The organism is Hydrogenophaga sp. PML113 (assembly GCF_001777155.1).
GTDB lineage: Bacteria > Pseudomonadota > Gammaproteobacteria > Burkholderiales > Burkholderiaceae_C > Hydrogenophaga > Hydrogenophaga borbori.
This window is the reverse complement of sequence record NZ_MIYM01000001.1, coordinates 759,008-769,221: the sequence shown is the minus strand read 5'-3', so window position 1 is coordinate 769,221 and position 10,214 is coordinate 759,008. Positions and strand designations below refer to the sequence as shown.

The following is a 10,214-nucleotide window of genomic DNA, read 5'->3' as shown; positions in this document are numbered from 1 at the left end:
CCTTCACCCCGCTGTCGTTGAGGTTCTGCGCGTGCGCGTGGCCCTGGCTGCCGTAGCCGATGATCGCGACCGTCTTGCCCTTGATGAGGGACAGATCGCAGTCCTTGTCGTAGAAAACTTTCATGGTTGCTCCGTTGGAATGGAAGGGGTGATCAGACGCGCAGGATTCTCTCGCCGCGGCCGATGCCGCTGGCACCGGTGCGCACCGTCTCCAGGATGGCGCCGCGGTCGATGGCTTCCAGGAAGGCGTCGTTCTTGCCCTGGTCGCCGGTGAGTTCGATGGTGTAGCTCTTGTCGGTCACGTCGATGATGCGGCCGCGGAAGATGTCGGCCATGCGCTTCATCTCCTCGCGTTCCTTGCCCACCGCGCGCACCTTCACCATCATGAGCTCGCGCTCGGTGTAGGCGCCTTCGGTGAGGTCGACGACCTTGACCACCTCGATGAGGCGGTTCAGGTGCTTGGTGATCTGCTCGATGACGTCGTCCGACCCGGTGGTCTGGATCGTCATGCGCGAGAGGCTCGGGTCCTCCGTCGGCGCCACGGTGAGCGATTCGATGTTGTAGCCACGGGCCGAGAACAGGCCCACCACGCGGGAGAGTGCGCCGGGCTCGTTCTCGAGCAGCACGGCAATGATGTGCTTCATATGCAGCTTCCTCTTTTTGCCGCCCTCCCCCGTGCACGGTAATGCACGGGCTCGACGGTCAATAGATTCGACTTGGGGATGGACCGGCCTCGCGGCCGGTCCGCGGGGGGTGGATCAGAGGTCTTCCGAACCCAGCAGCATCTCGGTGATGCCCTTGCCGGCCTGGACCATGGGGAACACGTTCTCGGTCGGGTCGGTGCGGAAGTCCATGAAGACCGTGCGGTCCTTGAGCTTGCGCGCCTCGCGCAGCGCCGGCTCCACGTCCTGCGGGCGCTCGATCAGCATGCCCACGTGGCCATAAGCCTCGGCCAGCTTCACGAAGTTGGGCAGCGCGTCCATGTAGCTGTGGCTGTAGCGGCCCGAGTACTCGATCTCCTGCCACTGACGCACCATGCCCAGGTAGCGGTTGTTGAGCGAGACCACCTTGATCGGCGTGTTGTATTGCAGGCAGGTGGACAGCTCCTGGATGCACATCTGCACCGAACCTTCGCCGGTGATGCAGAACACCTCGGACTCGGGCTTCGCGAGCTTGATGCCCATGGCGTAGGGAATGCCCACGCCCATGGTGCCCAGGCCACCCGAGTTGATCCAGCGGCGTGGCTGATCGAAGCGATAGAACTGCGCCGCCCACATCTGGTGCTGGCCGACGTCGGAGGTGATGTACGTCTCCGTGTCCTTGGTCATGTTCCACAGGGTCTCGATGACCATCTGGGGCTTGATGACGTCCGTGTTGTGGCGGTCGTACTTGAGGCAATCGCGCGAGCGCCACCCCTCGATCGTCTTCCACCAATCCGCCAGCGCCTTCTCGTCCGCGCGCTGAGGCGTCTCGCGCACCATGTGGATCAGCTCGGTGAGCACGTCCTTCACGTCGCCGACAATGGGCACATCGACCTTGACGCGCTTGGAGATGCTCGACGGGTCGATGTCGATGTGGATGATCTTGCGCTCGTTCTGCGCGAAGTGCTTGGGGTTGCCGATCACGCGGTCGTCGAAACGCGCGCCCACGGCCAGCAGCACGTCGCAGTTCTGCATGGCGTTGTTTGCTTCGATGGTGCCGTGCATGCCCAGCATGCCGAGGAACTTGCGGTCCGACGCGGGGTAGGCGCCCAGGCCCATGAGCGTGTTCGTCACCGGGTAGCCGAGCATGTCGACCAGCGTGCGCAATTCCTGCGTGGCATTGCCCAGCAGCACGCCGCCACCGGTGTAGATGTAGGGACGCTTGGCGCTCAGCAACAGCTGCAAGGCCTTGCGAATCTGGCCACCATGGCCCTTGCGCACCGGGTTGTAGGAGCGCATGGCCACGGACTCGGGGTACCCGGTCCAGGTGGTCTTGTTGAAGGACACGTCCTTCGGGATGTCCACGACCACGGGGCCGGGTCGGCCCGAGCGCGCGATGTGGAACGCCTTCTTCATCACCTCGGCCATGTGGCGCACGTCCTTCACCAGGAAGTTGTGCTTGACGATGGGGCGCGTGATGCCGACCGTGTCGCATTCCTGGAAGGCGTCCAGGCCGATGGCCGCCGACGGCACCTGCCCGGTGAGGATCACCATCGGGATGCTGTCCATGTAGGCCGTGGCGATGCCGGTGACGGCGTTGGTCACGCCGGGACCGGAGGTGACCAGGGCCACACCCACGTCGCCCGTGGCGCGCGCGTAGCCGTCGGCGGCGTGCACGGCGGCCTGCTCGTGGCGCACCAGCACGTGCTGGATGCTGTCCTGCTTGTAGAAGGCGTCGTAGATGTGCAGCACGGCACCGCCGGGGTAGCCCCAGACGTACTTCACGCCTTCGGCCTGCAGGGCCTTGACGAGGATTTCCGCGCCGCGGAGTTCGAGGGGGGGCTGGCCGGATGTGGAAGCGGCGGCCGCCGAGGCCAGTTCGGCCTTGGTGATGTCCATGATCAACCTTTCGAGAATTTCTCTGACGAAAAACCTTGGGTGCCCCTTGGCCCACCCTTGTGGGGCGGCTTCGGGACTTGAGACCAGTGGCCATGGGCGGAACGATCTGCCGCCGGACCCTGATCCGTTTGCCTTGTGAAGACGGAAGCCCGAGATTATGGCACTGCAGCAAAAGCCGGCCAGGGCTTTTTTGTCGGCCCGGGCCGGAATGCGACAATTCCGCCCTTCTCCCAGAGTCCCCATGACCCCCGACGCCCCCGCTTCCGGCGCCGCCGACCGCCCCGACCGCCCCGACCTCACCGCCCCTTCGCTGCGCCGCCGCATGGCCTGCTGGCTGTACGAAGGCATGCTCATGTTCGGTGTGGTCTTCATCGCCGGCTACCTGTTCTCCGCCCTCACCCAACAGCGCCACGCACTGGAAGGCCGCCACGCCCTGCAGGGCTTCCTGTTCGTGGTCTTCGGCATCTACTTCACCTGGTTCTGGCACAAGGGGCAGACCCTGGCGCAGAAGACTTGGCACATCCGCGTGGTGGACACCGCAGGCCGGCCGATTGGCCAGGCCCGCGCCCTGGTGCGCTACGTGTTCTCGTGGCTGTGGCTGCTGCCGCCACTGGCGCTGAGCTGGGTGCTCGGTGCCCAGGGCGGCGAGGCCGCCGTGCTGCTGATCGGCTGGGTGCTGGTCTATGCGCTGCTCTCGCGCCTGCACGCGCAGCGCCAGTTCCTGCACGACGCGCTGGCCGGCACCCGGCTCGTGCACCACGCGCCGCCCCCCCAACCGAAGAAACCGAAGAAAGCGCGCCGCCCGTGAACGCCCCCGAAGTGAACCCGCAGAAGCGCCGGCGCGGCATCAGCCGCGTGTGGCACGCGATGTTTTACTCCCTGGCCGGGCTGCGCGCCGGTTGGGGCGAAGCCGCCTTTCGCCAGGAGGCCATCGCCGCCTTCCTGCTGGTGCCGCTGGCTTTCTGGGTGGGAGAGGGATGGGTCGAGGTGGCGCTGCTGATCGGTACCGTGGTGCTGGTGATGGTGGTCGAGTTGCTCAACACCGGCATCGAGACGGCCATCGACCGCATCGGGCCCGAATGGCACGCGCTGTCCAAGCGTGCCAAGGACATGGGCAGCGCCGCCGTGCTGCTGAGCCTGCTGCTGTGCGGTGGCACCTGGCTGGCGGCGTTGTGGGTGCACGCGAAGGATCTGCTGTGAGCGCCCCGAGTTTTTCCCTTTGTGTGTACTGCGGTTCGAGGCCGGGGGGGAGTCCCGCGTTCCTGGACGCCGCCCGCCAGGTGGGCGAATGGATCGGCCGCCACGGTGGCCAGCTCGTCTATGGCGGTGGCCGCAACGGCCTGATGGGCGTGGTCGCCGACAGCACGCTCAAGGCCGGTGGCCGCGTGGTGGGCATCATTCCCAAGGCCTTGGTGGAAAAGGAATGGGCCCACAACGGCTGTACCGAACTGCACGTGGTGGACACCATGCACGAGCGCAAACGCCTCATGGCCGAGCACGCGCACGCCTTCCTGGCCCTGCCCGGCGGCATCGGTACCTTCGAGGAGTTCTTTGAAGTCTGGACCTGGCGCCAGCTGGGCTACCACGACAAGCCCGTGGGCCTGCTCAACGTCGGCGGCTACTACGAGGGCCTGATGGCCTTCCTGCGCACCGCCGTGCAGGCGCAGTTCATGAACGACTGGCAGATGGACCTGATCCGCGTGGACGCGGACATCGAGCGCCTGCTGCCGGCGCTCATCGAGGCCGCGGGCACGGCGCCACAGCCTCGTCTGGACGAAATCTGAGCGCCTGAACCTGTGCGGGAGGGCGCGCGGGCGCTCAGACCGCGGTTTCGTCTTCTTCGCCGGTGCGGATGCGCACCACGCGTTCGACAGAGGTGACGAAGATCTTGCCGTCGCCAATCTTGCCGGTGCGCGCGGCGCGCACGATGGCATCGACGCAGCGATCCACGTCTTCGTCCTTCACGACGACCTCGACCTTCACCTTCGGCAGAAAGTCCACCACGTATTCGGCGCCGCGGTACAGCTCGGTGTGTCCCTTCTGCCGCCCGAAGCCCTTGACCTCCGTCACCGTCAAGCCGGTCACGCCTTGTTCGGCCAGCGCTTCGCGCACCTCCTCGAGCTTGAACGGCTTGATGACGGCGGTGATCTGTTTCATGAGCGGGGCCCTTATGGATGACGGAACGTGCCGAAAAATGTATCACGCTCACGTCATCGACCGGCCCCGCAGGCCCGGCCAGCCGAAGGCCGTCGTCGGAAATGGATCTTTCGCTGTCCCCGACACCCTCGCGTGCCATACTGCCGCCCCCATACCGCCCCACGCCATGCCCCCTCACTGGCCCCGTCACGTCCCCATCACCGTGAGCTGCCGCGGTGGTCACCCGGAGAACGTGCACCACGGCTCGTTCGCGGTGGTCGATCGTGCGGGTCGGGTGCTCGCGAAGGCGGGCGACGTGGACACACCGGTGTTCACGCGCTCTTCGCTCAAGCCGTTCCAGGCCATGCCACTGATCGCGCGCTCGGCCGAGCGGCTGGCGCTGGACGAGGCCGACATCGCCTTGCTGTGTGCCAGTCACAACGGCGAGCCGGAACACGTGGCCCGCGTGGCCGCGCTGCTCGCGCGCATCGGTGCCGACGAATCGGCCCTGGCCTGCGGCGCGCACGAGCCGTATGTGTTCCGCTTCAACGGCCTGACGCCGCCGACCGGCGAGCGCTACGGCCCGCTGCACCACAACTGCTCGGGCAAGCACGCGGGCATGCTGCTGCTGGCCGAGGCTTTGGGGGCCCCTCTGGCGGGCTACCTGGCACCCGACCACCCCGCACAACGCGAGATCGCGCGCTGCGTGAGCCACTGGTCGGGCCTGCCCGAGGCCGCTCTGGTGCGCGGCCTCGACGGTTGCAGCGCGCCGAACTTCGCCCTGCCGCTGCGTTCGCTGGCACAGGCCTTCGCGCGGCTCGCCTCGCCCGAGCCCGACCCCGTGTACGGCCAGGCGCCGCAGCGCATCGCGCGAGCCATGAGCCGGCACCCCCACCTGGTGAGCGGCCGGGGCCGCAACGACCTGTTCCTCATGCGCGCGGGCCGGGGCGACTGGGTGAGCAAGGTGGGCGCCGACGGTGTGCAGGCACTGGCCAGTTTCCGTCGCGGCATCGCCATCGCGGCCAAATGCGGCGACGGTCAACTCACGCCGCTGATGGTGGCGCTGGTGGCCGCCCTGGAACAGCTGGGCTGGATCGACGACGGCATCGACCGCGAGGAGCTGGCCCGGCTGCTGCCGCCGCCGATGCAAAACGCGGCCGGCGCGGAGGTGGGCGAGATGCGGGCCGTGCTGCACCTGTCGGCCGCCTGAAGGGCCCCAGGCGGACGGCTCACGCCCGGTACTTGCTCGTGATCGGGTAGCGCCAGTCCTTGCCAAAGCTGCGGTGCGTCACGCGGATGCCCACGGGCGCCTGGCGGCGCTTGTACTCGTTGATGCGGATCAGCCGCACCACCTTCTCGACGTCCGCGCGCGCGAAGCCCGCGGCCACCAGGGTCTGCGGACTCTGGTCGTTCTCCATGTAGCGCTCGATGATGGCATCGAGCACGGCGTACTCGGGCAGGCTGTCCTGGTCCGTCTGGTCGGGGCGCAGTTCGGCGCTGGGCGGGCGCGTGATGATGCGCTCGGGGATGGGGTTGCCGCCGGTGCCGTAAGGGTCGTGCGCGTTGCGCCAGCGCGCGAGCTTGAAAACCGTGGTCTTGGCCACGTCCTTGATGACCGCAAAGCCGCCGGCCATGTCGCCGTACAGCGTGCAGTAGCCCGTGGCCATCTCGCTCTTGTTGCCGGTGGTCAGCACGATGCTGCCGAACTTGTTGGACAGCGCCATGAGCAGCGTGCCTCGGATGCGCGCCTGCAGGTTCTCTTCGGTGGTGTCCTCGGCGCGGCCCTCGAACAGCGGCGCAAGCGAGGCCTTGAAGGCTTCGAACTCGGGCGCGATGGCGATCTCGTCGTAGCGCACGCCCAGGCGCGCGGCCATGTCGCGCGCGTCGATCCAGGAAATGTCGGCCGTGTAGGGCGAGGGCATCATCACCGTGCGCACCTTGTCCCTGCCCAGCGCGTCGACGGCGATGGCCAGCACCAGGGCCGAATCGATGCCACCCGACAGGCCCAGGATGGCGCCGGGAAATCCGTTCTTGCCGACGTAGTCGCGCACGCCGAGCACCAGGGCGTGCCACAGGTCGGCCTCGGCGCTGTGTTCGCGATCGATGGCGGCGTGGATGCGCCAGGCGCCCTGCCCCGCGCGCTCGAAGCGGGCGTCGAACTCGGCTTCCTCGAAGCTGCGCGCGCGCCCGGCGAGATCGCCCGCCGCGTCGAGCACGAAGCTGCGGCCCTCGAACACGATCTCGTCCTGCCCGCCCACCAGGTGGGCGTAGACCAGCGGCAGGCCGGTGGCGCGCACGCGTTCGCGCATGGTGGCCTCGCGTTCACCGCCCTTGCCGGCATGGAAGGGCGAGGCGTTGATCACCGCCAGCAGCTCGGCGCCCGCGGCGCGCGCGTCGGCGGCCGGCGCCTCGAACCAGGCGTCCTCGCAAATGAGCAGGCCCACGCGCACCGGCTGGCCGTCGGTGCCGGGCACGTCGAACACGCAGGGGGTGTGACCGGGCACGAAGTAGCGGCGCTCGTCGAAGACCTGGTAATTGGGCAGCTCGCGCTTGGCGTAGGTCGCCACCACACGGCCTTCGCACAGCACCGTGGCGGCGTTGTGCAGCGAGGCCACGGCCACGCTGCGCCCGCGCGCCCCGCCGCCCGCGCGGGCCGGATGGCCCACCACGATGCAAAGGCCTTTGAGCTGCGCCGTGCAAGCCGCCACCGACTTGAGGGCATCATCGCAGGCGTCGACGAAGGCGGGCCGCAGGTACAGGTCTTCGGCGGCGTAGCCGCAGAGGGCGAGTTCGGGCGTGAGCAGCAGCCTCACCCCGCGCGCGTGGGCGGCCGTGGCGGCCTCGACGATGCGGCGGGCATTGCCCGCCATGTCGCCCACCACGAAGTTGAGTTGGGCAACCGATACGGAAAACGACATGGAATCTGGTGCGAAGGCAGGGGTCGGGCGTGGCTGAAATCGATTATGTCACCCGCGTCCTGGGCGATTGGGGCGCGGTGGACGCCGCGCAATGGGCGCAGTTGCTGGCCCTGGAGGACGACCCCAGCCCCTTCGCGCGGCACGAGTACCTGCGGGCCATGAGCGACACGGGCTGCGCCACGCCGGACACCGGCTGGACGCCGCGCATCCTCACCCTGTGGCGGGGTGAACGACTGGAAGCCGCCTGCGCGGTCTATCTCAAGTCGCATTCCTACGGCGAATACGTCTTCGACTGGGCCTGGGCCAACGCCTATGCGCAGCACGGCCTGGCCTACTACCCCAAGGCGCTGGTGGCCGTGCCCTTCACCCCCGTACCGGGCGCGCGGCTGCTGGCGCGCGACGGCGCCGCGCGCGCCGCGCTGGTGCGCTCGCTCGTGCGCTGGTGCGAGGAAGAGCGCCTGTCTTCGCTGCACCTCCTGTTCGCCCAGCCGCGCGACGCGACCGCCTGCGCCGAGGCCGGCCTCATGCTGCGGCACACGGTGCAGTTCCATTGGCAGAACACCGGGTGGCCCGACTGGGACGCCTTCCTCGCCAGCCTGCAGCAGGACAAGCGCAAGAAGATCCGCCAGGAGCGCCGCAAGGTGGCCGAGGCCGGGGTGCTGTTCCGCCACGCCGAGGGCCACGCCATCGCCCCGACCGACTGGGATTTCTTCTACCGCTGCTACGAGCGCACCTACTGGGAGCACGGCAACCCGCCCTACCTCAGCCGCGGCTTCTTCGAACGCATGGCGAGCGACATGCCGGAGCACTGGCTGCTGTTCATCGCCGAGCGCGGGGGCCAACCCATCGCCAGCAGCCTGATCGCCATCGACCCGGCGCATCGCGTGGCCTATGGCCGCTACTGGGGCGCCCTGCAGCGCGTGGATTGCCTGCACTTCGAGGCCTGCTACTACCAGCCGCTGCAGTGGTGCATCGCCCAGGGCTACCAGCGCTTCGAGGGCGGCGCCCAGGGCGAACACAAGATGGCGCGCGCCCTGCTGCCCGTCAAGACCACCAGCGCCCACTGGCTGGCCCACCCGGCATTCGCCGAGGCGGTGGACCGCTTCCTCGAACGCGAAGGCGAAGGCGTGGAGCAGTACCTGGGGCATCTCGCCGCGCGCAACCCGCTCAAGGCCGAGCCCTCCTGAGCGAACCCTTTCGCTACACTCGGCCGCCATGGACGAGCAGGACGCGTTCTTCACCCACGGCATCGTGGGCGCCCCGTTTTCGGTGCTGCTCGGGCGGCGCCTGGACACGGGCGACCGCAAGGCGCAGGGCCTGCGGCTCGACCCCAACAGCGGCGACAGCCGCCTGAGCTCGGCCTGGCGGTCCTGGGCCATCGAGCGCCTGGCCACGCTGCCCGCGGGGCAGCCGCGGCGCCGCCCCAGGCCCCTGCGCCGCTGGCTGGAGCGCCACGCCCTGGCCATCGCCGCGCTGGGCCTGGTGGCGCTGGCCGCGGGACTGGTGCTCACCGCCCGGTCCCAGGGCTGGCTGGCCCCGTTGCTGCCGAGGCTGCCATGGTGAGCAAGAACGCGCAGGACACCCTCACCATCGACCCGGTGGCGATGGAGATCACCAACCGCGTGGCCGCTGGCTGCGATCTCAGCGGCGACCTCAACTTCGAAGGCGGCCTGCTGGTCCAGGGGCACCTGGAAGGCCACATCCGCGTCGACGGCCGCCTCATCATCTGGACCGGTGCCAGCGTGCGCGGGCGCATCCGCGTGATGGGCGACCTCTACCTCTTCGGCCAGCTCGGCTCGCCCAACGGCGGCCCGCACGACACCAGCCTGGAATGCGAGGGCATGGTCTACGTGAGCAAGTCCGGCGTCAGCACCGGCACCCTGTTCGCGCGGCGGCTGCAGATGTACGAAGGGGCCCAGTTGAAGGGCCCCTTCCATACCCTGCAGGTCGAAGACCGCCTGCCGGTGCTGCGCGACGTGCTGGTGCAGCCGCCCGCCGCGTCCTGAACACCCTGGCCGCTCAGGCCTTTTTCTGGGCCTTCTCGTAGTTGGCGATCCCGTCCAGGATTTCCTTGTGGGCGGCGGCCTTGTCGGCCCAGCCCAGCACCTTGACCCACTTGCCCTGCTCCAGGTCCTTGTAGTGCTCGAAGAAGTGCTGGATGGTCTTGAGGCGCATGGGGTTCAGGTCCTCGGGCTTCTGCCACTGGGTGTAGATCGACAGGATCTTGTCCACCGGCACGGCCAGCAGCTTGGCGTCCTCGCCAGCCTCGTCTTCCATGCGCAGCATGCCCAGGGCGCGGCAGGTCACCACCACGCCAGGGTGCAGGGGCACGGGGGTGATCACCAACACGTCCACCGGGTCGCCGTCGCCCGAGATGGTCTTGGGGATGTAGCCGTAGTTGGTGGGGTAGTGCATGGACGTGCTCATGAAGCGGTCCACGAAGATGGCGCCGGTTTCCTTGTCGACCTCGTACTTGATCGGGTCGGCGTTCATCGGGATTTCGATGATCACGTTGAACGCTTCGGGAACCTTGCTGCCAGGGGTGACGTTGTCGAGGGACATGAAAGACTCGAGGGGAGGTTGAAGGGGATCGGTCACGGAGCCGTCGCGGGCGCGACGG

Annotated in this window: 12 protein-coding genes and 1 pseudogene; 7 read left to right on the top strand and 6 right to left on the bottom strand. The window is 68.2% G+C overall.

The genetic code is table 11. The features are described 5' to 3' along the window. From BHU06_RS22000 to BHU06_RS03575, 3 genes and pseudogenes are all read right to left on the bottom strand, one after another. A pseudogene (locus tag BHU06_RS22000) lies at window positions 1-124 on the bottom strand (ketol-acid reductoisomerase); the annotation flags it as partial. Window positions 125-152: 28 nt separating this feature from the next. Beyond that, complete coding sequence (gene ilvN, locus BHU06_RS03580) at window positions 153-644, bottom strand: acetolactate synthase small subunit (protein WP_009518995.1); 492 nt, start codon at window positions 642-644, stop codon at window positions 153-155. Between the two features lie 114 nt (window positions 645-758). Beyond that, a complete protein-coding gene (locus BHU06_RS03575) occupies window positions 759-2,540 on the bottom strand; it encodes an acetolactate synthase 3 catalytic subunit (RefSeq protein WP_070397736.1) in 1,782 nt (593 codons plus the stop codon). A 241-nt stretch (window positions 2,541-2,781) separates the two neighbouring features. Here BHU06_RS03575 and BHU06_RS03570 point away from each other — a divergent pair, with 241 nt between their 5' ends. The 3 genes from BHU06_RS03570 to BHU06_RS03560 are packed head-to-tail and all read left to right on the top strand — an operon-like array spanning window position 2,782 to window position 4,324. Beyond that, on the top strand, window positions 2,782-3,348 hold the full coding sequence (locus BHU06_RS03570) for an RDD family protein (protein WP_070397735.1): 567 nt from the start codon (window positions 2,782-2,784) through the stop codon (window positions 3,346-3,348). Next, window positions 3,345-3,740 (top strand): diacylglycerol kinase, encoded by a 396-nt coding sequence (locus BHU06_RS03565; RefSeq protein WP_070397734.1) that lies wholly within the window; start codon window positions 3,345-3,347, stop codon window positions 3,738-3,740. The genes BHU06_RS03570 and BHU06_RS03565 overlap by 4 nt, the downstream gene beginning before the upstream one ends. Then, entirely contained in the window at window positions 3,737-4,324 is a 588-nt protein-coding gene (locus BHU06_RS03560; protein WP_070397733.1) for a TIGR00730 family Rossman fold protein, read from the top strand. Before BHU06_RS03565 ends, BHU06_RS03560 begins: the two co-directional genes overlap by 4 nt. A 34-nt stretch (window positions 4,325-4,358) precedes the next feature. Here BHU06_RS03560 and BHU06_RS03555 read toward each other — a convergent pair whose 3' ends face one another. After that, window positions 4,359-4,697, bottom strand: coding sequence for a P-II family nitrogen regulator (locus tag BHU06_RS03555; protein ID WP_070397732.1), 339 nt, complete (start codon window positions 4,695-4,697; stop codon window positions 4,359-4,361). Between the two features lie 166 nt (window positions 4,698-4,863). Here BHU06_RS03555 and BHU06_RS03550 point away from each other — a divergent pair, with 166 nt between their 5' ends. Beyond that, window positions 4,864-5,886, top strand: a complete 1,023-nt coding sequence (locus BHU06_RS03550; RefSeq protein ID WP_070397731.1) for an asparaginase — start codon at window positions 4,864-4,866, stop codon at window positions 5,884-5,886. A gap of 19 nt (window positions 5,887-5,905) precedes the next feature. Here BHU06_RS03550 and BHU06_RS03545 read toward each other — a convergent pair whose 3' ends face one another. Further along, on the bottom strand, window positions 5,906-7,594 hold the full coding sequence (locus BHU06_RS03545) for an NAD+ synthase (RefSeq protein ID WP_070397730.1): 1,689 nt from the start codon (window positions 7,592-7,594) through the stop codon (window positions 5,906-5,908). Between the two features lie 59 nt (window positions 7,595-7,653). Here BHU06_RS03545 and BHU06_RS03540 point away from each other — a divergent pair, with 59 nt between their 5' ends. From BHU06_RS03540 to BHU06_RS03530, 3 genes are read left to right on the top strand one after another with little or no spacing between them, the layout of a single operon-like run. Beyond that, the gene (locus BHU06_RS03540) at window positions 7,654-8,781 is read left to right on the top strand and encodes a GNAT family N-acetyltransferase (protein WP_254668109.1); all 1,128 of its coding nucleotides are present in this window, start codon (window positions 7,654-7,656) and stop codon (window positions 8,779-8,781) included. A 28-nt stretch (window positions 8,782-8,809) separates the two neighbouring features. Continuing rightward, complete coding sequence (locus BHU06_RS03535) at window positions 8,810-9,157, top strand: hypothetical protein (protein ID WP_070397728.1); 348 nt, start codon at window positions 8,810-8,812, stop codon at window positions 9,155-9,157. Beyond that, complete coding sequence (locus BHU06_RS03530) at window positions 9,151-9,600, top strand: polymer-forming cytoskeletal protein (protein WP_070397727.1); 450 nt, start codon at window positions 9,151-9,153, stop codon at window positions 9,598-9,600. The genes BHU06_RS03535 and BHU06_RS03530 overlap by 7 nt, the downstream gene beginning before the upstream one ends. A 13-nt stretch (window positions 9,601-9,613) precedes the next feature. On the opposite strand, the gene ppa is transcribed toward BHU06_RS03530, so the two are convergent. Beyond that, on the bottom strand, window positions 9,614-10,156 hold the full coding sequence (gene ppa, locus BHU06_RS03525; protein WP_070397726.1) for an inorganic diphosphatase: 543 nt from the start codon (window positions 10,154-10,156) through the stop codon (window positions 9,614-9,616). Between the last annotated feature and the right edge of the window lie 58 nt (window positions 10,157-10,214).

Bases quoted from the DNA above. Each gene is read 5' to 3' on its own strand.
- BHU06_RS03545 (WP_070397730.1), bottom strand. From the start codon at position 7,594: ATGTCGTTTTCCGTATCGGTTGCCCAACTCAACTTCGTGGTGGGCGAC.
- BHU06_RS03550 (WP_070397731.1), top strand. From the start codon at position 4,864: ATGCCCCCTCACTGGCCCCGTCACGTCCCCATCACCGTGAGCTGCCGC.
- BHU06_RS03535 (WP_070397728.1), top strand. From the start codon at position 8,810: ATGGACGAGCAGGACGCGTTCTTCACCCACGGCATCGTGGGCGCCCCG.
- BHU06_RS03575 (WP_070397736.1), bottom strand. From the start codon at position 2,540: ATGGACATCACCAAGGCCGAACTGGCCTCGGCGGCCGCCGCTTCCACA.
- BHU06_RS03570 (WP_070397735.1), top strand. From the start codon at position 2,782: ATGACCCCCGACGCCCCCGCTTCCGGCGCCGCCGACCGCCCCGACCGC.
- BHU06_RS03555 (WP_070397732.1), bottom strand. From the start codon at position 4,697: ATGAAACAGATCACCGCCGTCATCAAGCCGTTCAAGCTCGAGGAGGTG.
- ppa (WP_070397726.1), bottom strand. From the start codon at position 10,156: ATGTCCCTCGACAACGTCACCCCTGGCAGCAAGGTTCCCGAAGCGTTC.
- ilvN (WP_009518995.1), bottom strand. From the start codon at position 644: ATGAAGCACATCATTGCCGTGCTGCTCGAGAACGAGCCCGGCGCACTC.
- BHU06_RS03530 (WP_070397727.1), top strand. From the start codon at position 9,151: ATGGTGAGCAAGAACGCGCAGGACACCCTCACCATCGACCCGGTGGCG.